Here is a 21,400-nt window from a genome sequence, read left to right as displayed (position 1 = left end):
AATCACCGCCATCGGCGCCAGCGCACAAGACTAGAGACAACACTGTCGAGCCGGCCCGCTCCGCCATGAATGGTCGGGCCAGGACAAGGCTAGGCCCGCCCTTCGGCCGGCTCAGAGCCTGCGGAGACCAGAGCAAAGGGGCAGGCTCCGCGTGCACCAGGATCTCTCCCAGCGGGTCTCTCGGTTGGCTTCCCAGGATGTAGAGATTGGACCACGATACTCCCAGGGAGGTCGCGCACCCATCCTCGAAGGGACCTCTGGCACCACGCGCCACTCAGAGGAACACGAGGTCTGGAGAGCAAGCCTCGATCGTCGTCCGCGCCTGCCTTCCTCCCAGGAGTGCACCTACCCGTGCGCGCTGTCCCCACGTACCTACCGCGCCCAGGGCACCTTCCTCCGAGGAGTGCACGCGCCCATGCGTGCCCTGCCTCCAGGCCCGCGCCGCGTTGGCACGCTCCGACGCAGTGACGCCCGATTGCCCAGGGGCGATCCGGCACAACCGTCCTCAGCCCACGCGCGTGCACTCGGGGACCTCGCGCTCGACGGGCCGGCGCGCTATGGGCAGGGCAGGGAAGCACCTTAGCGGATTCGCGGCTGAACACTCGTCCCCGATCCCGAGCTCCTATCAGCAGCAGCGTACAGGCGCATCCGGCCCACCGTCTGCTATAATGGTTATGTAAGATGCCGGCGGAGGGACCTCCGCCTCACGTGCGAGCCCTAGGAAATGGCCGATATCAGCGAATTGGGAGCCAAAGCAGCGCAGTTTCCCTGTCAGCCGGGCGTGTACATCATGCGAGACGGGGACGGGCATGTCATATACGTGGGCAAGGCCGTCAACCTGCGCAGCCGGGTGCGGTCCTACTTCCAGGCGTCCAATGCCCACGCCCCGAAGGTGCTGCGGCTGATGGAGAGCCTGGCCGACATCGAGTTCATAGTGACCTCCACCGAATTGGAGGCGCTGATACTCGAGTGCACGCTGATCAAGAGGTACCGGCCTCGCTACAACGTGCGCTTCAAGGACGAGAAGCGCTATCCCTTCATCCGGGTGGGATGGGAGGAGGACTACCCGCGCGTCTCCACCGTGCGCAGGATCGCCGACGACGGCGCCCGCTACTTCGGCCCCTACACTTCGTCCTGGGCCATGCGTGAGACGCTGGACCTCCTCCGCCGCCTGTTCCCCTACCGCACCTGCAAGGACGCTATGGACGGGGCCCGTCGGCGCGCCTGCCTCTACTACCACATCGGCCGCTGTCCGGGCCCGTGCGTCGGTGCCTGCACACCGGAGGAGTACCGCGAGGGGATCGAGCGCCTTTGCCTATTCCTCGAGGGCAAGTCCAATCAGGTGATCCGGGACTTGCGGGACAAGATGGAGGAGGCGTCGGCGCAGCTGCAGTTCGAGCGGGCTGCTGCCTTGCGGGATCAGCTCCAGGCCCTAGAACGGGTGGTAGAAAGGCAGAAGGTGGTGTCGTCCTCGCTCCAGGATCACGACGTGGTCGCCTTCGCCCGCTCCAACGGTTCCGCCTGCGTGCAGGTGTTCTTCCTGCGCGAGGGCTACCTGATCGGTCGGGAGTACTTCGTGCTGGAAGGCACCACCGAAGAAGAGGACAAGGAGATACTGGCTTCGTTCCTGGAGCAGTTCTACAGCGAGGCTTCTCACGTCCCCAGCGAGGTGATCGTTCCTCAGGCCCCGGAGTCCATGATGGTCATCGAGTCCTGGCTCAGGGAGAAGCGAGGCCGGCGGGTGAGCGTGCGGGTGCCCAAGCGCGGGGAGAAGCGCCAGCTGCTGAAGCTGGCCCAGGAGAACGCCGCCGCCACCCTCAACTCACTGCGCGCCGAGTGGGAGGCCGACGAGGGCCGTTCGGTGCAAGCGCTGGAAGAGCTGCGCCAGGCGCTGAACCTGAAGGAGATACCGGCGCGCATCGAGTGCTACGACATCTCCAATATCCAGGGAAGCCACGCCGTGGGCAGTATGGTCGCCTTCGTCAAAGGAGTGGCGCGGAAGAGCGACTACCGTCGCTTTCGCATTCGCACCGTTTCCGGCGCCGACGACTTCGCCATGATGGCCGAGGTGCTGCGCCGTCGCTTCGGGGCTCGGGACAAGTCCGCTTGCGATGAGTCGTTCGCCGCCCGTCCGGATCTCGTCGTGGTGGACGGGGGGAAGGGTCAGCTCCATGCGGCGCTGCAGGCCCTGGAGGAAGCAGGGGTTGAGGGCGTATCTGTCATCGGGCTGGCCAAGGAGCACGAGGACATTTACGTGCCCGGCAGGCCGGAGCCGCTGCAGTTGGCACGCGGCTCGCAGGGGTTGTTCCTGCTGCAGCGCATCCGCGACGAAGCGCACCGTTTCGCGGTGAGCTATCACCGAGGACTTCGAAGCAAAGCTGCCACGCGCTCCGTGCTGGAGGATGTCCCCGGCATCGGGCCGAAACGGCGTCGGTCGTTGCTCAGACACTTTGGCAGTCTGGAAGCCGTCAAGCAAGCCTCGGTGGACGAACTCGCCGCTGCTCCTGGCATGACCAGGAAGGTGGCGGAAGCGCTCAGACAAAGCCTGTAAGCCCGGCGCCACCCAAGAGGTAGTCATGCCTGCCGAACGCGCCCCATCCTGGAGTCGCTACCTGCGGCGCCTGCCTCTCTTCGCCGACCTGTCTCGCGAGGATATGGCCGCCCTGGCCTCGATCGCCATCATCCAGGACGTCCCGGCGGGGCGAAGAGTCTGGCGGCAAGGCGATCCGGGGGATCGGCTGATAGTGGTCCTCCGCGGTCAGCTGGAAGCCACCCGGGTCAACGTAGACGGACACCTGGAGCCGCTGGCCCGCCTGGTGGTCGGCTCCGCCAGCGGGGAGACTTCCCTTCTTTTGGGCGACGCCCACGACGCCACCCTCACAGCACTGGTACCCTCTCGCCTCCTGGTCCTCCACCGCAACCAATTCCAGGCGCTGGCCCGCAGTCGTCCCTCGCTCTCGGCCGCGCTGCGGCCTCGGGAGGACATCTGCGTCGCCCTGGAGGCACCCCGACTGCGCTGGCAGGAGCCGGACGAGCGCGTCACCCTGTACGAGCGGCGGCACCCGTGGGTGTTCTGGCGCTCCCTGTTCTGGCCCTTCTTGTTCGGCGCTCTGACGCCCCCAACGATCCAATTCCTCGGCCTTTCTTTCGAGTACCTGCTCTCGGCCGCGCTCATCGCCGTCGCCTGGGTGACTTGGCTGTGGCTCGAGTGGCGCAATGACGCCCTCGTCCTCACCACCAGCCGGATAGTCCGGGTGGAGAAGCAGCTGCTCTTCTACGAGCGTCAAGAGCAGGCCGCTCTGGACAAGATTCAGGACGTCAGCGTGGTGCGCCGCGGCCTAGCCGCAGCGGTGTTGGGCTTCGGCCACCTCACGGTGCAGACCGCCGGCGCCACCGGCCAGATAACCTTCTCGTATGCCCCTAGACCCGAGGCGATCAAAGACGCCATCTTCGCCGAGACCAGCCGATTCAACCGCCTGCAGCGCGCTTGGCGGCGGTACAACCTGGAGCAGGAACTGCGCCGGCAACTGGGGCTGGTGCCGGCGACGGACCCGGACGAGCCGGAAGCGGTGTCCCGTCCCTCCCTTCCCCAGCCTCAGGGAGCGTTGGACGCGGCCGCCCTCAGGCTCACTCACCTGATCAACGACGGCCTGCCCCGACTACGGCGCCAGGAAGGAGACGTAGTGCTCTGGCGCAAGCACTGGGTGGTGCTCTTGCGGAGCCTGGCCTGGCCGGTGGTGACGGCGGCTGCCCTGGCAGGCGTTCCTCTGCTGGCTGGAGTTAGCCTGCCTCAACCGGTATCCCTGGGAACGGCCGGTCTGTTCCTGGCCTGGGTCTGGTGGCAGTGGGAGAACTGGCGCAATGACGTGTACGTGCTCACGCCGGACCGAGTCATTGACATCAAGCGCCTGCCGCTGCGGCTGCACGCGTCCCAGCGTGAGGGCAACCTGCTCAACATCCAGAATGTGACCTACGTAGTGCCGGGCCTACTCGCCGGCCTTCTCAACTACGGCCATGTCACCATCGAGACCGCGGGCCAGGTAGGCAACTTCACCTTCGAATCGGTGTTCGCGCCAGCGGAAGTCCAGGCCGACGTGTTCCGTTACCTGGAGGCCAGTCGCGAGAGGCTACAGGCAGGTCAGCAGGCGGCGCAGAGCGAAGCCCTGGCCGACATCCTCGCTGCCTACGAGCGCCTCCGGAGCGACGCCGGCAAGGCCGGCAGCCATCCTGCCCGGGCCGACTTGCCCTAGGCTGGCAGCAGCCGCACGAACCTTCTCCTGCCCACCCGCAGCACCCGGCTCCCATCGGCGAAGGATACGGCGGTATCGAGCGCCTCGACTCGGTCTCCGTCTAGGTACACGCCCCCCTGCTCAATCAGCCGGCGCGCCTCGCTACGGCTGCCGGCCAGCTCGGCGGTCACGATCGCATCCATTACGGTGGCACCTTGGGGCACGCGCACCTCAGGCATGTCCTCGGGCAGCTCCTGCCGCTGGAACACCCGCACGAACTCCGCCTCGGCTTTCTGTGCTGCCTCAGCGGAGTGCATCTGGGTCACGATCTCCCTTGCCAGCCGCATTTTCAGGTCCCGTGGATTGGCCCCTTCGGAGATCGCCTTCTTCATGGCCGCGATCTCCTCCTCGGGGACGTCGGTGACCAGCCAGAAGTAGTCGAACAGCACGCCATCGGCAAGGGACATCACCTTGCCGTACATCTCCTCTGGCGGATCGTCCAAGTCAATGGTGTTGCCGAAGCTCTTGCTCATCTTGCGCCCGTCGGTGCCCAGCAGGAGCGGCACAAGGAGCACGTCCTGAGGACGTTGACCCATGGCGGCCTGCAGTTCGCGGCCGGCCAGGTTGTTGAACTTCTGATCTGTACCCCCGAACTCCACATCGGCGCGAATCATCACCGAATCATACGCCTGCAACAGAGGGTACATGAGCTCCATCAGCGTGATGGGCAGACCGTTCTCGTAGCGGCGCCGGAACGTGTCGTGCGCCATCATCTGCGCCAGGGTGAAACGGGAGGTCAGATCGAGGACGTCGGCGAGACTGAAACCCTCGTACCATTCGCTTTGCCAGCGCACTTCGGTACGTTCGCGGTCGACCACCTTGAAGAACTGGTTCATGTAGGTCTCGGCATTGGCCAAGACCTCTTCGCGGGAGAGCATCTGGCGGCTCTCATCGCGGCCGGAGGGGTCGCCTATCTGGGCCGTCCAGTCGCCTACCACCAGCACCACCACGTGTCCTAGGTCCTGGAACTGGCGCAGCTTGCGCAGACCGACCGCGTGCCCGATGTGCAGGTCGGGCTTGCTCGGATCGAAGCCCTGCTTCAGGCGAAGCTTCTCCCCGGAGCGCAGCCGCTCCTCTAGTTCCTCCCGGACGATCACCTCGGCCACCCCCCGTGTGAGCAACTGCTCCAGGTCCACCACTTCCTCCGCGATTCGCTTTCGTAGTCCCAAGACCTGCGATTATAGCACAGCCGGTCGCTTCACGGCCCTCTGCTGGCGCGGCCCGCGCGGCCGGGGGCGACGGCAGCCTGCGGCAAGCCTCCGCGGCCACGGCTCGACCCAAGTGCCGCCCCCGGTAGGGGCGAACCTTGTGTTCGGCCGGGGTAACGCATCCCGACCACCGGCGGGTGAACACAAGGTTCGCCCCTACGTAGGCGACGGTGCCACCAGCCACAGGCGCGCCACCGCGTCCACGACGGGTGCCATCGGCGGCGGGGACGATCATACATCCGCGACGCATGCCACTGGCCGCGGATTCGTTCCCGCGTCCACCACAGTGGAACGTCCCGCTCAGCCTGCTCCTGCCTGCTCGCAAGAGTCGGCCAGAAGCCGGGCCTTCGCCAGCACTTCCTCGTAGATGCCTGAGGTGCAGGCAACCACCGTCAGGGGCCTCCCGCGGCGCCGTAGCTCGATACTGTGCGGCCGGGAGTCGCCGACCACATCATCTACCTCACTCGATCTCGCCCGCTCTCGGCGGCAGCCGTGGGCCGTCAAGCCGGCTCGCCTGGCGCCAGGACGCCCTGAAAGCAGCAGTAGGCTGTTGATGATGAGGTCCTTCCGGGCCCTGCCTCCGGCCGGCTCAGCCTCGACACCGGGCTCGTTGAGCCGAACGCTGTATCGGTACCGGGCTGAATAGATGACGCCGATAGTGAGAGCCGCCAGCACCAGCAGTGTCCCGGCCGCTCGCCCACCGCACTGGGCTTCGCCCTGCGGTCGGGAGGTTTTGACACCGGTCCGGCCCTCCCCCTACAATGCAATGCGGCACGCGGTGCTTGGTTGTAGTGATACGATGGCAGCCGCGGCCATAGTTTTTGCTGCAAGGGGTCTCACCATGGCGATGAGCAGCGCCGAGCTCAGGCGCTCATTCCTCCAATTCTTCCAGGATCGCGGCCACACCGTCGTTCCCAGCTCGCCTCTGGTTCCGGCCGGCGACCCGACGCTGCTCTTCACCAATGCCGGAATGGTGCAGTTCAAGGCCATCTTCCTCGGGGCGGAGAAGGCTCCTTACGCCCGAGCCGTGACCTCCCAGAAATGCCTGCGCGTCAGCGGCAAGCACAATGACCTGGAGAATGTGGGCCCTTCGCCCCGGCATCACACCTTCTTTGAGATGCTGGGTAACTTCAGCTTCGGAGACTACTTCAAGCGCGAGGCCATCGCCTTTGCCTGGGAGTATGTGACCGGGGTGCTGAAGCTGACCCCGGAGAGGCTCAGCTTCAGCGTGTACCAGGAAGATGATGAGAGCTTCAACCTCTGGCAGGAGATCGCCGGCGTGGGTCCCGACCGTATCTTCCGCCTGGGCGCGAAATCGAACTTCTGGACCATGGGCGATACGGGCCCCTGCGGGCCGAATACCGAGATCTTCTACGACATGGGGCCGGATTACTGCACCTGTGGCGATCCAGCGTGCTCTCCTGCCCTGGACAACGGCTGCAACCGCTGGCCAGAGATCTGGAACCTGGTTTTCATGCAGTACAACATGGAAGTGGACGGGTCGCTGTCCGAGCTTCCCGCCAAGGGGGTGGACACCGGCATGGGCCTGGAGCGCGTGGCGGCCATCCTCCAGGGGGCAAACACCAATTACGACACCGATCTCTTCCTGCCTCTCATGGACGAAGTGCAGCGACTCCTGGGTCATAGCGAGGAGGAGCGCCGGCGGCACACCGTCTCCTATCGCGTCATCGCCGACCATGCCCGCGCCGTGACCTTCATGATCGCCGACGGCATTCAGCCCGGTAATGAGGGGCGAGGTTACGTGCTCCGCCTGCTCCTGCGCCGTGCGGCCCGGCACGGGAGGCTCATCGGCTTCACGCAGCCCTTCCTCGCTCAGATAGCCGACATCGTCATCGAGCAAATGGGCCCCCACTATGCCGAGCTGCCCGCTCGCCGGGATTACATCCGTCAGGTGGTAGAGCAGGAGGAGGAACGGTTCCAGCAGACCTTGTCCACCGGGCTGGCGCGGTTGTCCGAGCTGGCTCAGAACCTTGAGGCCCGCGGCCTTAGCGAGATTCCGGGCGAGGAAGCCTTCCGCCTCTACGACACTTATGGGTTCCCCATAGATCTCACCCTCGAGGTGGCGCGAGACGCCGGTCTCTCGGTGGACATGGATGGTTTCCGGGCCGCTCTGGAGGAGCAGCGCCAGCGCGCTCGGGCAGCTCAGGCGTTTGCTGCAGCCGCCCCGGAGCTTGAGCGCCACCGCCGACTCCTGCAGAACCTCGTCCGAGCTGGCAAGCTGTCGGAGCAGGGAACGACACGCCTCCACCTCGAGACGACTTTCGCCGAGACCGAGATCCTCGCCCTTCTCACCGACGACGGCGAGGTCAATTCTGCCCACGAGGGCGACCATGTGGGTGTCGTCTTGCGAGAGACCCCCTTTTATGTCGAGAGCGGGGGCCAGATAGGCGACACGGGAATCATCGGAGTCTACCAGAGCGATGACCTCGATGAGGAACCCATGGCCGCTCTGGAAGTCCAAGAGGTGAGGGCACTCATACCCGGGCTGCCTGTCCATTGGGGCGAAGTGGTTCGCGGGCGGCTGGAGGTCGGACAGACCGTCTGGGCTATGGTGGACTACGAGCGGCGCATGGACATAGCCCGCAACCACACCGCCACCCACCTTCTTCACAGCGAGCTTCGCTACGTGCTCGGTCAACACGTGCAGCAGGCCGGTTCGCTGGTCACACCGGAGCGCCTCCGGTTCGACTTCACCCACTCCGGCATGCTGACTCAAGAGGAGCTAACCGAGGTCGAACGGCTGGTCAACGAAGCTATCCTGGCCGACTACCCGATTGAGTGCCGTGTGCAGGAGTACCAGGAGGCTCTCGAGGAAGGAGCCATGGCTCTCTTCGGCGAGAAGTATGGCGATCGAGTGCGGGTGGTCGCCATCGGTGAAGCAGGGGCCGAGTTCAGCAAGGAGTTGTGCGGCGGCACCCACGTCGAGCACACCAGCCAGATCGGCTTCTTTCACATCATCTCTGAAGGCAGCGTCGGCGCCGGAGTGCGCCGAGTGGAAGCCGTGACCGGCAGGGCAGCGCACACCCTGGCGCTGGAGCGCCTTCAGGCCATCGAGAGCGCCGCCACTTTCCTCGGCACCAAGCCCGAACAGGTGGACCGGCGGGTCCTCCAGCTCATGGAGCGGGTGCAAAGCCTGGAGAGAGAGGTGGCCGCCCTGCAACGGGAGGCCGCCACAGCGCGGCTCTCCGGGGCACTGCAGAACGTGGCCGAAGTAGACGGAGTCAAGGTACTTGCCATGCAGGTAGAGGCTCCCGACGTGGAGACCATGCGGGAGATGACCGACTTCCTGCGCGATCGGCTCCAGTCTGGCGTGGTCATCCTCGGCGCCGTCATAGACGAAAAGCCGGCATTCGTGGCCTCGGTCACCCGGGACCTGGTGGGTCGCGGCCTCAGCGCCGCCCGGTTGGTGAAGGAAGTGGCTCGGGTGGTCGGCGGTGGCGGTGGCGGCCGAGATACCATGGCCCAGGCCGGCGGCCGGGATCCAAGCAAAGTGAGCGATGCGCTAGCGGGCGTGCCCGCGTTGGTCCACACCAGCATACAGGGCGGTTCCGGGGCCTGATCAGCGGGCTCCATGGAGTACCTGCGCTCCGGTCGCCCCTTTGCCGTGCTGGACCCGGGCACGGCCTATGCTAAGGCTCTGATCGTGCATCGCGGCCCAGCCGGCAGGTGGGTCGTGGCCGGAGCAGGGGTTGTGTCCTACCCCCGCCGGCGCTGCGGAGAGGGGAGCTTCTACCCCAGCCAGGCGCAGGCTGCCAGCGAGGCGCTGCGCCGGGCTACTCAGAGGACGCTCCGACTGGCCGGCCGCGAGCTGGTTCCGGCCTGCGTTCTCATCTCCATCCCCATGCCTCCTGCCCTGCTGACTGTTCACAGTGGGAAGGTCGTCCGGCCCCGGCCCTTGGCCCCCATCGGGCCTCAGGAAGCGCTTTCGCGAACGATGGCCATCGAGCGGGCCGCCATCGAAGGCGCCCGCGCTAGTTCCCCTCAGCAGGGAGCAGGAGCCACGCCTTTCTGGCTGGGAACGGCCTGGCACGCGGCCTCGGTGGACGGCCGTCCGGTCACGGCCCTCGAGGGATTCCGGGGCACCGATGTCCACCTTGAGGTTGGCGTGGCCACGGTCGACGCTTCGGCGTCTTTCTGGCGGGACTGGGGCCACTCCTTGGGCGTTCGGCCCATACTGGTACCGGAGTCTCTGTGGGTCGGTCAGGTCCTGCCTCGTCATCCCGGCTGCTTGCTCCTCGACCTAGGGGGGCACCGCACTCACATCTACCTTCAGGGGAGCGAGGGGGGGTTGTGCCGGGCCGAGCTCCCCATTGGAGGCCATTACTTCACTCGGTATCTCTCCTTGGCAGCCGGAGTCTCTCCTTCGCGAGCCGAGCGCCTGAAGCTCGCCTACTCAGGGGGCCGTCTTCGGTCTCCATCGGAACAGCGCACCCGGCAGGTCATCCGCCATGCCTTGCGCACGTGGACTCGGCGGCTCGTGACGGTTCTGGCCGCGGTTGGCCAGCCCCTGCCCGGCCGGTGGCTCGCCACCGGTGCCGGCTCCTCCCTGCCCGACCTGTCCCTCTTGCCCGGTCTCTTGGCCAGTGATAGCATCTTACCGCTCCATAGATACCCAGTCCTGCAGCCCCTGGCGCTTGACGACGCCTGCCGGAACCTGGTAGCGGGTCCGGAGCGACTGGGTCCCGCCCACGCGGTCGCTCTGACTGTGGCTGACTGGTGGGTGCGCCTCGGGGTCGAGCCAGACGCTCGAGCTCAGGTGGTGAGGGTTGCACGTATGGCCAGTGCAGCAGGCTTCGAGGTAGACGCGGATTGGCTGAAATCGTAGAGGCGTTACCCGATGAACCGCTCTCGGCGATCCGCTCCAAGCTGCTCGCCGCCACTGAGCGCGACGTCATACTGGTGGTGCCTCGCGGGACCCGCTCGATGCAGACCGCAGTGGGGGCCAAGGTAGTGGCGCGAGCAGTGTTGGACCACCGGCTCCGCCTGGCAATAGTCACCCACGACAGTGCTACCTACCGCCATGCCCGCGATGCGGGCCTGTCGGTGTTCTCCAGCCTGGAGCGGGCCGAGACAGCTCGCAGGTGGCGCACCCCGTCCCGGCCCACCAGCATCGCTGAGCGGCGCCGCCCGGCACAGTCCGATGCCGCGGTCGCTCCGGATACGCATTCCTGGGCAGAGCGGCTCTTGGGGCTGAGCCTGCTGGTAGCCCTCCTCGTTGCCGTGGGCGGGGGGACGGCGTTCTTGCTCCCCGAAGCCACAGTCAGGGTCAGGCCGGCGTCGCAGGAACTGGCGGCCGAGGTGCGTCTCTCGGTGGTGCCGGGGCTGGAGCAGGTAGACTATGAGGCAGTGGCCATCCCCGGACGCAGCATCACCGCCGTCCTCACCGGCACGGGCAGCCAAGCCACCACCTCTCGGCGCGACGTTCCCGATGCTCGTGCCACCGGCACCGTCGTCTTGGTGAACCAGCGTGCCCTGCCCGTGACCGTGCCCGCCGGGACCATCGTCACCACCGCTTCCGGGGTGCCCGTGCGCTTCCGCACTACCGTTGAGGTGCAGCTGCCCGGGGTGCGCGGCTCTTCCGCTCCCGTCCCCGTCGAGGCAGTAGATCCTGGGCCCCAGGGTAACGTGGGTGCCTACCTCATCAACCGGGTGGAGGGCACCCTGGCCAGCCAGATCAGCGTCGTCAATGAGGAGCCTACCCAGGGAGGCTCGGTCCGCCAGGTAGGGGCCGTCACCGAGGCCGACCGGGAGCGACTCCGCCAGGCGCTTCTGCAGCGCCTGGAGCAGGAAGCTCACACGGTAGTGCAGTCCATGCTCGAACCGGGAGACATCGCCATCCGCGAGAGCCTACGGCGGACCCGCATCCTCGGCGAGGGCTACGACAAGATGCTCGGGGAGGCTGCCGAGCAGATCACCTTGACCATCCGGGCCGAGTTCGAAGAGATCGCCTTTGCCGAGGGCGACGCTAACCGCATCGCTCTGGCCGGGCTCCAGGGCGCTGTCCCGGAGGGCTACCAGTTGCTCGCCGAGGGGCTGCGGTTCCAGATCACCTCCACCGAACGAAGCGACAATGGCACCCTGCTCGTCACCGTGGTGGCCAGCGGCATCGTTCGCGCTCGCGTGGATCCCGGCCAAGTTAGGGACTTGGTGCTGGGTCTGCCGCGCGAGGAGGCGGAAAGCCGGCTCAACCAGGCCTTCGCCCTCGCCGAGCCGGCCCGTGTCTCCACCAGGCCCGGGTGGGCCGCCAGCGTGCCCCGCTTCGGTTTCCGCGTCCACGTGGACCTGGTCTACTAGGATGGCCGTCATCCTGGCCCTCGATGTGGGTGAGAGACGCATCGGAGCCGCCGTGGGCAGCACCGAGAGCGGGCTGGCCCGGCCTTACGCTGTGTGGCAGAGCCACGGACGGGAGCGAGACGCGATGCGGATACGGGAGCTAGCCGCCGAGACCGGTGCCGATCTACTGCTGGTCGGGCTGCCATTGCAGTCGGACGGCACGCCCAGCCCGCAGGCGGAGCGCGTCCGCCGCTACGTGGAAGGCATGATCCCCTCTCTGCCCCTCCCCGTAGAGTTCCGTGACGAAGCTTACTCCACGCAGGACGCTCAGGCGCTGCTGAGAGAGAGCGGGGCCGGGCGTCGTCGGCGCCGCGAATTGGAGGACGCAGCTGCGGCAGCCGTGATCCTGCAGAGCTACCTGGATTCGACAGGCTGCCGCACCACTGGGGCAGGCAGCTGATGCCCTCCCGCAGCGCCTCGCGTCGCCGACCATCTGCCCCGGTCTCCCGCCCCCTGCTGCTACGCCTCCTGGGGGGCGCCTTCTACCTGCTGTTCGCTCTGGCCCTCACAGCAGCCCTGCTCTTTGCCCTCTATAGCTGCGTGGTTGCGCCCGCCCGGGAGAACTCCTCACCGTTGGCAGAGCGCACCGAGGCCGTCCCGAGTGAAGGCCTCAAAGGACTGGCGGTACAGTTGCTCCTTGCCACCAAGGAGGAGGAGCTGGTACCGGTGTCGGACGACCCCGACGCGCCTCCCGTCGCCTTTGAGGTCCACCCGGGCGAGTCCGCCTCGGACGTCGCCATCCGGCTCCAGAACGTCGGCCTGATTCGGGATGCATCCGCGTTCAAGCTGCTCTTGCAGCACCATGGCCTGGACCGTCACATCGAGGCGGGGCGGTTTCAGCTTTCCCCAGCCATGAGCAGCAGGGAGATTGCCACCGCGCTCCTGAGCGCTCAGGGTCACGACACCGTGCTGGTCACCCTGGAGGGCTGGAGGCTGGAGCAGGTCGCTGCAGCAGTGCAGGAGGCCTTTGGAGCAGGCGATGAGTTCCTGTCCCTGGCTACTTCCCGGGCCGCGGACTTCGTCCCCTTCTGGGTAGGGCGGCCGCCCGAAGTGGCCAGCGTAGAGGGCATGCTCTTCCCCGACACCTACCGTCTCTCTCCTGATGCCACGCCGGAGACCATCCTTAGTACGATGGTCGGCAACTTTGAGCAACGCTTCGGGCCGGAGCACCGCGCCCGGGCGGCAGAGATGGGGCTCACGCCCTACCAGGTGCTCATCATCGCCAGTATCGTGGAGCGGGAGGCTGTAGTCCCCGAGGAGAGGCCCCTAATCGCCGGGGTGTTCCTTAACCGGCTCGAGGCCGACATGCTGCTCGAGGCGGATCCCACGGTGCAGTACGCGCTGGGCTGGCAGGAGGACACCAGACGTTGGTGGAAAGTGCCTTTGCTCCTCGCCGACCTCAGATCCACTCACTCCCCCTATAACACCTACTTGAGCCCGGGCTTGCCACCGGGACCCATCTGCAGCCCCAGCCTGGCCTCGATCGAGGCCGTCCTGTGGCCGGCAGAGACCGACTACCTTTACTTCGTAGCTCGGGGCGATGGCTCCCACGTATTCAGCCTCACCTTCGACGAGCACCTGGCCAATGTCGCCCGCTATCAGGGCGGGTAGACGACGGCTGCTGGCCGGCGCCGGAGCCCTATTCGCTGGCCTTTTTGTCACCGCCGGCTGTGGAGGGAGGTTAGACATTCGTTTCCCCCGCCGCCCACCCAAGCTGTACCGGCTGGGCCTCGTGGCTCCCTTTGAGGGGCTGTTCGCCGCCACTGGGTACGAGGCCCTGGAGGCCGCCCGCTCTCAAATCCAGGAATGGAACGATCGTTACCGCCCCGCCGGCTTCCAGGTACAGGTATGGGCAGTGGACGACAGCAATGATGCGGACCAGGCCCGCCTGCGGGCACTGGAGCTGGCTGCCGACCCGCATCTGGTGGCGGTGGTGGGGCACCTGGCCCCGGAGACGAGCTCCACGGCTGCCCCGACTTACCTGGCCTCCGGACTCCTGCAGGTCTCGCCCGTGCCTCTGGCCACGACAGCCAGCGGTCAGGAACCCGGATTGGTGGTCAGCTTGGCCCCATCGCTGTCGGACCTGGCGGAGCTGCTCACCCCGCAGGTGGAGGGCGCGCTTCGCTCTGAGGGTATCCTCCGAACTGGCCTCAACCTGGCCCCCGCCCCTGCAGATGCGGAGAAGGTCGCCGCCGACTGCGGCTTGCTCGAACTGGCCTACCGGCTGAGCACTGATCCTCACCCACCTCGTGACGTGTCACTCCCCCTGGGGTACTGCCCAGCGGCGCTGGTCAAGACCTTCCCGGAGATCACCTTCCACGCTGCCACCACCGGGCCTGCCCCGTCCGCTGCCTCCCTGGTGGCCTCAGCGACTCATTGGGCGCTGGAAGCCGTCGCCGCGGCGGGCCCCCGCGTCACTCGGGAGGCAGTGGTCGCGGCCGCCCTGGCGACCATACAGGCGGCAGGCTGGCGGCGGGAGGAAGGCGTGTACCGGCCCCAGCCCCAGAGCCTTGACTGGTATCCCTGCCCAGCGCAGGAGTGACCCTGACGTAGCCACCGGCCGCGAGTTGCGGTGCCCCGCCGCCTGCCCGCTACGCCAACTCCCGAGGAGTTCGCGCGCCTACACGCGAAGGAGCTCTGGCAGCAGCGCTTCTACTTCGAGCGCCGTCGCGCCGCGGGGGGTGCGGACGCCTCAAGGGAGACAATCAACAACCTCCGAGGAGTTCGCGCGCCCACGCGCGAAGGAGCTCTGGCAGCAGCGCTTCTACTTCGAGCGCCGTCGCGCCGCGGGGGGGGGGTGCGGACGCCTCAAGGGAGACAATCAACAACCTCCGAGGAGTTCGCGCGCCCACGCGCGAATGGACCCGGCGACACACGTCTCCGTCCCGGCGCCGGAGACCCGAGCTCGCTGGAAGACCCGTCCCTCTGATCTTGAGCTCTCGCCGGAGTTCGGCTACGCATCGAACCATGATATAATCGACATAGCGGAGTCGGTCGGGCGGTCGCGGGCACGGTGATGCCCGAGGAAAGTCCGAGCTCCACAGAGCACGGTGCTGGGTAACGCCCAGGCGGGGTGACCCGACGGAAAGTGCCACAGAGACATACCGCCGCAGCCCTTGTTGCGGCAAGGGTGAAAAGGTGGTGTAAGAGACCACCGGCACGCCGGGTGACCGGCGTGGCCAGGCAAACCCCACCGGGAGCAAGGCCAAGCCGGAGCAAGGCCCTAGATGGCCGGGGGCTGCTCGTCCTTGAGGCTCCAGGTAGGCCGCTAGAGCCGGCAGGTGACTGCCGGCCCAGATAGATGACCGCCGCCCCGGCATGCTGGGGGCACAGAACTCGGCTTACAGACCGACTCCCGCGCCCGGGGGCCAGGCAGCTGGCCCCCGTCTCTTCTTCCGACCAGCAGGGCGACGCGCTACAGGCGCACCTCCTCTCCTCGCTCGGCCGACTGATAGATCGCATCCAGGATTCTCATCACCTCGAGACCCTGCTCGCCAGTCGCCGAAGGCTGGCGATCCTCCAGGATGCAGCGGGCAAAGTGCTCCTGCGGCGTCTCCACCTCTGCCGGCAGCTTGGGCGCGACGGCCACATACTCGCCCTCCCGCTCCCGGAAGATGCGGGCCTCGAACTGATACCCGGCATCCACGTTGCGGTGCAGGATGCCAGCCCGGGTGCCGTAGATCTGGGTCAACATCTCCTCCCGCAGCTCGCCGTTGGCGGCCCAACTCGCTTCCAGCACTAGGGTGGCCCCGTTCTCGAAACGCACGAAGGCCGAGGCCATGTCCTCTACGTCGAACGACTTACCCTGTCGGGCGGCAATCTCGCGACCAAGCGCCGAGTACGTAGCCCCGCAGACGGACTCCGGCTTCGGGTAGCCCATGAGCCAGAGGGCCAGGTCGAGCCGATGCACTCCCAGGTCCACCAGAGGCCCACCGCCGGCCAGCTCCTTAGAAGTGAACCAGCCTCCCAACCCTGGGATTCCGCGGGTGCGGTGCCACCACGATCGGGCGTGGTAGACCTCTCCCAGACCCCCTTCACTGGCGAAGCGGTGGAGAGCGACTGCTGCCGGGGTGAAGCGATAGTTGAAGTGAATCATGAGCTTGCGGCCCGTCTCGCGGCTAGCTTGAAGCATCTCCGCGGCCTCGGCGGCCGTCCGAGCCATGGGCTTCTCACAAAGCACGTGCTTCCCCGCCCGCAAGGCGGCTATCGTCACCGGCGCGTGGAGGAAGTTGGGCAAGGCCACCACGACGGCATCAATGTCTGGCCGAGACAGCAGTACCTCATAGATGGTAGTCCGCTCGCATTCACCGAACTGGTCGGCCACGCGGCCGAGCCGATCCTCGTCCGCATCGCAAAGGCTCACGAGCTCAGCGTGTGGCGCGGAGCGCAGGCGCTCCGCGTGATGGCGACCGGCTCCCAGGCCGATGACCGCGAACCTCACCCGATCTTCTCCCATGCCTACCTCGCGTGTCAGCAGTGTGATGATGAAGCGGCGCTCATGACGTCCTCGCGGCCACGGAAGCCGCCCTTCGGGCAGCGGCTAGACGAAGGGAAGCACCACCTGCGTCAGTCGGAACCAGTCGGTCCCCGTGATGATGTTGCAGGCCAGCAGAAGGAACACCAGGAGCATGATGAGCCCACATCCAATCCCGGTGCAGGAGCAGCCTCGACCGAAGCCGAACCGCTGCTGCAGCCAGTCGAAAAGCCACGAGAGCAGAAGCAGCTGGATGATTCCTCCCAGGCATCCGCCTCGCCGATCGTAATCCACCGCCTGCCTCCTTGAACTCGTAGCCAACCGCCTGAGCCCGGCCATATATCACAGGCATCGCTCGCGTTCGTCGCCCGACTCGACCTGGCCCCCTACAACGCGCCCCTCGTGCCTACGGTAGCAGCACCACCTTGAGCGACTCCTCGCCGCGCTCCGCCAGCTCCAGCGCCTCCTGGAACCGCTCCAGAGGCAGAGTGTGGGTCACCAAGGCTCGTCCATCGACGCTCCCCTCCTGCAGGAAACGGATGGCGTTGGGGTAGCAGTACGGACCCAGGTGCGCCCCCAGTACATCGAGTTCCTTCTGATCCCCAATGATGGACCAGTCCACCGATGCCGGCTCGGCCATGACGCTGAACTCGACGAAACGGCCCAGCTTCCGGATCATCTGCAGTCCCTGGTACACACCTTTGGGTGACCCGGTGACCTCGATGTAGACATCGCAGCCGTACCCATGGGTGAGGTCCATCACCTTGGCGATGACGTCTTCCCGGGCAGGGTTGAGAGCCAGGTCGGCGCCTAGCTTCCGGGCGACTTCCACCCTGGATTCCCGCACGTCCAATCCGATGAGCATGCCGGGGGACTTCATCCGCGCCACCTGCAACATGCACAGCCCGATCGGGCCCATGCCAGCGATGACTACCGTCTCTCCCAGTTGGATGTCGGCCCGCTCCACAGCATGAATGGCGCACGCCAGGGGCTCGATCAGAGCGGCCACCGGGGCCGGCATTTCCTGGGGTACCTTGTGAACGATGCTATCCGCCGGGAACTTCATGTACTGGGCCCAGGAGCCCTGGGCTCGCTGCCGGAAGCCGAAGATGTCGTGCTGCTCGCACATCCAGTACTGGCCGCGGCGGCAGTATCGGCAGGTCCAGTCGGGCACGATCTGCTCCGCCACGGCGGCGTCGCCGACGCGGACGCCGTGCCGCTCCTGCGCCCCTTCGCCCAGGGCCACCACAGTGCCCACAAACTCGTGCCCGGGAATTACCGGCGGCTGGATGTAACGGGGGAACACATCCGAGCCCCAGATCCGCGCCGCTCCGTGCGCTGCCTTCACGTCACTGGCACACACGCCAGTCGCCGTCACCTTGACCAGGACCTCTCCCGGACCCACTTCGGGCATGGGCACTTCTTCCAGCCGGTAGTCGCCCACCCCGTGACACACCACCGCCTTCATCCTGTCTCCTGCCACTTGGCACCTCCTCACAACGACGTCACCGTTGGCTCCCGCCACGGGCAGCACCGACTCCGGTGTCCGTGGACCTCGCCTCCGCCGCTGGCCCAGCGCTTGCAGTGCATCGGTGTGTCTGCTACAAACGCCCCGTATCGTGCCGGGCGAGCACACAGCCGTCACTGGAGGAGTCACACATGGAGAAGCGCTTCCGGGCCCTGCGAACGATCGGCACCCTGCTCAAGATCCTAGCTTGGATCGAGCTGGTAGTGGTGATCCTAATCTCCATTTTCCTGGTCATAGGAGGCTCCGTTGGCTCCTTGGGCCAGACTCTCGGCCGCGACCTTCCAGGGGTAGCCATAGGCGGCGTGTTGGCCGCCATCGTCACCGGCGCCGGCACGTTGCTGGCAGGAGTCGTCTGGTTCCTGGTCCTGTACGCCGCCGCCGAGGGTATCTACGTCATCCTCTCCATCGAAGAGAACACTCGACTGACCGCCGTGGCCATGTCGGGCCGCTCGTCTATGTAGCGCCGGAGACACCCTCCGCCACAGTCGCAGCTGGTGCCGGCACCACCCGTAGCCATTGGCTGACCACCAGGCAGATGCCGGCCACTGCGGCACCGAACAAGAAAGTGGACTGGAAGCCGAAGCGCTGCCACATCAGCCCGCCCAGCGCCGGCACGAACAACGCCGCGATGTGGTTGATAGTCTGCGACATGGACATGTTCGCCGTCACCTCCGACGCCGGAGCGATCTTCCGGAAGTAGGAGTTGACGGCGATTCCGAACCCCGCCATCACGCTGTCGCCCACGAAGAGCACGTACAGCAAGGGCAGCCAGGATACGTAGGCGTAGCCCAGGCATATGAGCACGATGGTGACGAAGTACGCCGTCATGGTGACTCGTTCACCCAGTTGTGCCACCAGCCTCCCCTGAAGGCTGGCTACGTAGGTTACCAGCAGACTGCTCGCTAGGAACAGGACTGCGGTAGTCTGCGTCCGGATGCCGTAGGTGTTCACCAGCAGGAAGATGGCGAAGGTGCTGAAGATGTGGCGCCGGCTGCCCATGAGGAAAGTGAGGGCATAGAAGACCCAGTATCTGGCCCGAAAGACCACCTTCTGCTGCTTCTGCCGCACCTGCACCCGATGGCCGCTGCGCAGGCAGAAGAGCCCGCCCAGAGCCGTTAGTAGCCCGGTGAGCATCAGGGTGTGGCGGAACCCCAGCGGGCCCACGGCGAAGAACACGAACGCGGTGGCCAGCACAGCAGCCGCCGCGTTCACCGAGCCCATGCGCCCGAGCAGCCGGGGCGTGTCCCCACCCTCGGACTCCATCAGGGCCACGGCCGAACTGGCCGGATGGTAGATGTGGAACCCGGTGGAGAAGACCATCAAGTATGCCAGAAGGCTGAGCATGCCAGTGGCCAACCCCATCAGGGCCAGGCCTACGCCCGTGGCCACCACGCTCGCCGTAGCCAGCGTGAGCTCCGAGGCAAACAGGGCCAGGTAGCTGGTGGCGAATCCCAGCACCCCGGGCACCTCGCGGAGGGACTGCAATATCCCCATCTGCGCCGGCCCGATGGCGAGTTCTTCCACCGCAAAGTTGTTGAACACCGCCATCCAGATGTTGAAGCCCACGCCCATGAAGAAGTTGCTCACCAGGAGCGTGCGCACCACTCGCTTCCGGCTCATCCAGCTCCTCTGTCGGCCGACTGAACCGCAAGTCTACGCCAGCGGCAACGGCACCAGCAAGGTAAGGACATGCACTCCGAGACGGGCCCCGCTAACATGGGGGCGACGATTGCGGCACCGATCCCCACGGAGGTATGCCTTGAGAGACGGAACTGCCTTCCGACTGGTCTTGGTGACGGCACCCGAGGAGGCCGCGGCACTGATCGCCGAGCGCCTGGTCGCCGAGTGCCTGGCCGCCTGCGTCAATGCCCTGCCCGGGCTGCGCTCGACCTACCGCTGGCAGGGGGAGGTCCAGCAGGACCAAGAAACGCTTCTCCTGATCAAGACGAGCGCCCACCTCCTGCCCCGCCTGGAGGAACGCATCGGGGATCTGCACCCCTACGACGTGCCCGAGATCATCGCCCTCGCCCTCTCCGAAGGCAGCGCGCCCTACCTGGACTGGATCGCGGAAAGCACGACGGCTGCCGGAGATGAGAGGTAACTGGTCTCGGGTTCTTCCCTACCTTCTCATCCTGGCTGGCCTAGCCCTGCGGCTCCACGGCCTTACCTTCCAGAGTCTCTGGAGGGACGAGGTGGACGCTCTGCGTTTCGCTCAGTCGGGAGCCGTCACGTCGCTGAGCCAGCTGGGATGGAACGGGCCCCTTTACACCTGGCTTCTGGCCGCCTGGGTCCGGGTGGCCGGCACCACCGAGTTCGCCCTGAGGTTCTCGTCGGTGATCCCGGGAGTACTCCTGCTGCCGGTCCTGCTCCAGTTGGGGCGACGCTTGGCCCCGCCGGCGGGCGGCGGTCGCCGCAGCCTAGGGCGGCACCACGGTTCGACCTCCGATGGGACGGGTCTGTTTGCTGTGGCGCTGGGCGCATGCTCGCCCTACCTGGTCTGGTACTCCCAGGAGCTCAAGATGTACTCCCTGCTGTGCTTGCTGGGAGCGGTCTCCACCGCCACGCTGCTAGCGGTGCTCGAGCGGGGTGGCGCCCGGCGCTGGGCAACGTATGTGCTGGTGACCGCGACTGCCCCCTACGTCCACGTCCTGGGGGTGCTGCTCGTCCCGGCCCAAGTGCTGGCGTACCTGGTGGCCTGGCCCCGACGCCGGCCCAGAGGAGTGCCGTTCGCCCTCGCGGTGGGGCTGATGGTGCTGCCCTACGTGCCTCTGGCCGCCTGGCAGGCGCCTCTCCTGTTGTCGGCGTTTCGGACCGGCCACCCCTACTACCCCCTGCCCCAAGTGCTTTCCATCCTGTCACGCGGATGGACCCTGGGCATACTCGCCAGCGCCCAGCCCCTGCTGCTGGTCCCGTTCGCCCTGGCGGCTGTAGGGCTGGTCCTGCCCCCGCGGGCCACCGCCGAGGTTCGCTTCCTGCTCTGCTGGCTAGCGGTGCCGGTCCTGCTCGTGCACCTGATCTCGCTGCGCTCACCCATCTTCACCGACCGCTACCTCATCGCCTCCCTACCGGCGCTGCTCCTCCTCCTGGCGCTAGGTCTACACCGAGCTCACGCTCGCTCTCGCGTGGTCGGCGTGGCGGTGGGGACCGCCCTCCTGGCGGCATCTTTGTACGGCGTGCACCTGCAGAGCTCCTACAGCATCAAGACGGATGCGCGGGGGGCAGCAGACATCATCCGCCGCCACTGGCAGCCAGGGGACGCCCTGGTGATGCAGATCCCCTACCTCAGGCACTCCCTGGACTACTACCTAGGCCAGGGCTACACCTTCATTGAGGGTCCCTACACCAACGACGGTGCCTCGGCGGAGGAGGTGGACCGCTATCTTCGCTCGAAGGTCGAGGGGCTTGAGAGGGCCTGGCTGCTGCTCTCCGAAGCCGACATGTGGGACCAGCCCGGGCTGACCGAGGCATGGTTCCTTCAGCACGGAGATCGACAGGGCCTGTGGGAGTTGGCCCGGGTGCGGCTCTATCTGTTCCGCTTGCCCTGAGC

General features: G+C 66.5%; 17 protein-coding genes and 1 other RNA gene. 12 read left to right on the top strand and 6 right to left on the bottom strand.

Features of this window, described 5'->3' with window-relative positions:
* Nucleotides 1–724 precede the first annotated feature (724 nt).
* Both uvrC and HPY83_04855 read left to right on the top strand, forming a co-directional pair.
* Nucleotides 725–2,551 carry an excinuclease ABC subunit UvrC gene (gene uvrC / locus HPY83_04860; GenBank protein NPV07279.1) on the top strand — a complete coding sequence of 609 codons (1,827 nt, stop codon included), beginning with the start codon at nucleotides 725–727 and terminating at the stop codon, nucleotides 2,549–2,551.
* A 25-nt stretch (nucleotides 2,552–2,576) separates the two neighbouring features.
* Entirely contained in the window at nucleotides 2,577–4,250 is a 1,674-nt protein-coding gene (locus HPY83_04855; protein ID NPV07278.1) for a cyclic nucleotide-binding domain-containing protein, read from the top strand.
* Here the strand turns inward: HPY83_04855 and HPY83_04850 are convergent.
* Together HPY83_04850 and HPY83_04845 are read right to left on the bottom strand one after the other, a co-directional pair.
* Entirely contained in the window at nucleotides 4,247–5,425 is a 1,179-nt protein-coding gene (locus HPY83_04850; GenBank protein ID NPV07277.1) for a tyrosine--tRNA ligase, read from the bottom strand. The genes HPY83_04855 and HPY83_04850 overlap by 4 nt on opposite strands.
* A 372-nt stretch (nucleotides 5,426–5,797) precedes the next feature.
* Nucleotides 5,798–6,172 carry a hypothetical protein gene (locus HPY83_04845; GenBank protein ID NPV07276.1) on the bottom strand — a complete coding sequence of 125 codons (375 nt, stop codon included), beginning with the start codon at nucleotides 6,170–6,172 and terminating at the stop codon, nucleotides 5,798–5,800.
* A 172-nt stretch (nucleotides 6,173–6,344) separates the two neighbouring features.
* Between HPY83_04845 and alaS the strand changes: the two genes are divergently transcribed.
* The 7 genes from alaS to rnpB all read left to right on the top strand — a co-directional run bounded on the left by alaS (nucleotide 6,345) and on the right by rnpB (nucleotide 15,211).
* Nucleotides 6,345–9,077: an alanine--tRNA ligase gene (gene alaS, locus HPY83_04840; GenBank protein ID NPV07275.1), complete on the top strand. Its 2,733-nt coding sequence runs from the start codon at nucleotides 6,345–6,347 to the stop codon at nucleotides 9,075–9,077.
* A 12-nt stretch (nucleotides 9,078–9,089) separates the two neighbouring features.
* On the top strand, nucleotides 9,090–10,343 hold the full coding sequence (locus HPY83_04835) for a hypothetical protein (protein NPV07274.1): 1,254 nt from the start codon (nucleotides 9,090–9,092) through the stop codon (nucleotides 10,341–10,343).
* Complete coding sequence (locus HPY83_04830) at nucleotides 10,328–11,812, top strand: hypothetical protein (protein ID NPV07273.1); 1,485 nt, start codon at nucleotides 10,328–10,330, stop codon at nucleotides 11,810–11,812. The genes HPY83_04835 and HPY83_04830 overlap by 16 nt, the downstream gene beginning before the upstream one ends.
* A gap of 1 nt (nucleotide 11,813) precedes the next feature.
* Nucleotides 11,814–12,251 (top strand): Holliday junction resolvase RuvX, encoded by a 438-nt coding sequence (ruvX, locus tag HPY83_04825; GenBank protein NPV07272.1) that lies wholly within the window; start codon nucleotides 11,814–11,816, stop codon nucleotides 12,249–12,251.
* Nucleotides 12,251–13,462: an endolytic transglycosylase MltG gene (gene mltG, locus HPY83_04820; protein ID NPV07271.1), complete on the top strand. Its 1,212-nt coding sequence runs from the start codon at nucleotides 12,251–12,253 to the stop codon at nucleotides 13,460–13,462. The genes ruvX and mltG overlap by 1 nt, the downstream gene beginning before the upstream one ends.
* Nucleotides 13,437–14,393 (top strand): amino acid ABC transporter substrate-binding protein, encoded by a 957-nt coding sequence (locus tag HPY83_04815; GenBank protein NPV07270.1) that lies wholly within the window; start codon nucleotides 13,437–13,439, stop codon nucleotides 14,391–14,393. Before mltG ends, HPY83_04815 begins: the two co-directional genes overlap by 26 nt.
* 444 nt (nucleotides 14,394–14,837) lie before the next feature.
* Nucleotides 14,838–15,211: RNase P RNA component class A (gene rnpB / locus HPY83_04810), an RNA gene on the top strand.
* Between the two features lie 55 nt (nucleotides 15,212–15,266).
* Here the strand turns inward: rnpB and HPY83_04805 are convergent.
* The 3 genes from HPY83_04805 to HPY83_04795 form a co-directional block, all read right to left on the bottom strand.
* Nucleotides 15,267–16,307, bottom strand: a complete 1,041-nt coding sequence (locus HPY83_04805; protein ID NPV07269.1) for a Gfo/Idh/MocA family oxidoreductase — start codon at nucleotides 16,305–16,307, stop codon at nucleotides 15,267–15,269.
* 84 nt (nucleotides 16,308–16,391) lie between these two features.
* Nucleotides 16,392–16,619 carry a hypothetical protein gene (locus HPY83_04800; GenBank protein ID NPV07268.1) on the bottom strand — a complete coding sequence of 76 codons (228 nt, stop codon included), beginning with the start codon at nucleotides 16,617–16,619 and terminating at the stop codon, nucleotides 16,392–16,394.
* Nucleotides 16,620–16,731: 112 nt separating this feature from the next.
* Nucleotides 16,732–17,793 (bottom strand): alcohol dehydrogenase catalytic domain-containing protein, encoded by a 1,062-nt coding sequence (locus HPY83_04795; GenBank protein NPV07267.1) that lies wholly within the window; start codon nucleotides 17,791–17,793, stop codon nucleotides 16,732–16,734.
* 191 nt (nucleotides 17,794–17,984) lie between these two features.
* On the opposite strand from HPY83_04795, the gene HPY83_04790 reads away from it, so the two are divergent.
* Entirely contained in the window at nucleotides 17,985–18,314 is a 330-nt protein-coding gene (locus tag HPY83_04790; GenBank protein ID NPV07266.1) for a hypothetical protein, read from the top strand.
* Here HPY83_04790 and HPY83_04785 read toward each other — a convergent pair.
* Entirely contained in the window at nucleotides 18,307–19,473 is a 1,167-nt protein-coding gene (locus HPY83_04785; protein ID NPV07265.1) for an MFS transporter, read from the bottom strand. The two genes, HPY83_04790 and HPY83_04785, sit on opposite strands and share 8 nt — an antisense overlap.
* Between HPY83_04785 and HPY83_04780 the strand changes: the two genes are divergently transcribed.
* Both HPY83_04780 and HPY83_04775 read left to right on the top strand, forming a co-directional pair.
* Nucleotides 19,424–19,954 (top strand): divalent-cation tolerance protein CutA, encoded by a 531-nt coding sequence (locus tag HPY83_04780; protein NPV07264.1) that lies wholly within the window; start codon nucleotides 19,424–19,426, stop codon nucleotides 19,952–19,954. The genes HPY83_04785 and HPY83_04780 overlap by 50 nt on opposite strands.
* On the top strand, nucleotides 19,944–21,398 hold the full coding sequence (locus HPY83_04775; protein NPV07263.1) for a hypothetical protein: 1,455 nt from the start codon (nucleotides 19,944–19,946) through the stop codon (nucleotides 21,396–21,398). The genes HPY83_04780 and HPY83_04775 overlap by 11 nt, the downstream gene beginning before the upstream one ends.
* Nucleotides 21,399–21,400 lie beyond the last annotated feature (2 nt).

The sequence above is a fragment of the Anaerolineae bacterium genome, assembly GCA_013178015.1.
GTDB lineage: Bacteria > Chloroflexota > Anaerolineae > DRVO01 > DRVO01 > Ch71.
The sequence above is the reverse complement of the archived record's forward strand: the minus strand, read 5'-3'. Positions and strand labels throughout refer to the sequence as shown.

Excerpts from the sequence above, each read along its gene's own strand:
- HPY83_04785 (NPV07265.1), bottom strand. The coding sequence starts at position 19,473 with ATGAGCCGGAAGCGAGTGGTGCGCACGCTCCTGGTGAGCAACTTCTTC.
- ruvX (NPV07272.1), top strand. The coding sequence starts at position 11,814 with ATGGCCGTCATCCTGGCCCTCGATGTGGGTGAGAGACGCATCGGAGCC.
- uvrC (NPV07279.1), top strand. The coding sequence starts at position 725 with ATGGCCGATATCAGCGAATTGGGAGCCAAAGCAGCGCAGTTTCCCTGT.
- HPY83_04795 (NPV07267.1), bottom strand. The coding sequence starts at position 17,793 with ATGAAGGCGGTGGTGTGTCACGGGGTGGGCGACTACCGGCTGGAAGAA.
- HPY83_04815 (NPV07270.1), top strand. The coding sequence starts at position 13,437 with ATGTCGCCCGCTATCAGGGCGGGTAGACGACGGCTGCTGGCCGGCGCC.
- HPY83_04775 (NPV07263.1), top strand. The coding sequence starts at position 19,944 with ATGAGAGGTAACTGGTCTCGGGTTCTTCCCTACCTTCTCATCCTGGCT.
- HPY83_04780 (NPV07264.1), top strand. The coding sequence starts at position 19,424 with ATGAAGAAGTTGCTCACCAGGAGCGTGCGCACCACTCGCTTCCGGCTC.
- HPY83_04855 (NPV07278.1), top strand. The coding sequence starts at position 2,577 with ATGCCTGCCGAACGCGCCCCATCCTGGAGTCGCTACCTGCGGCGCCTG.
- HPY83_04835 (NPV07274.1), top strand. The coding sequence starts at position 9,090 with ATGGAGTACCTGCGCTCCGGTCGCCCCTTTGCCGTGCTGGACCCGGGC.
- mltG (NPV07271.1), top strand. The coding sequence starts at position 12,251 with ATGCCCTCCCGCAGCGCCTCGCGTCGCCGACCATCTGCCCCGGTCTCC.
- alaS (NPV07275.1), top strand. The coding sequence starts at position 6,345 with ATGAGCAGCGCCGAGCTCAGGCGCTCATTCCTCCAATTCTTCCAGGAT.
- HPY83_04790 (NPV07266.1), top strand. The coding sequence starts at position 17,985 with ATGGAGAAGCGCTTCCGGGCCCTGCGAACGATCGGCACCCTGCTCAAG.
- HPY83_04805 (NPV07269.1), bottom strand. The coding sequence starts at position 16,307 with ATGGGAGAAGATCGGGTGAGGTTCGCGGTCATCGGCCTGGGAGCCGGT.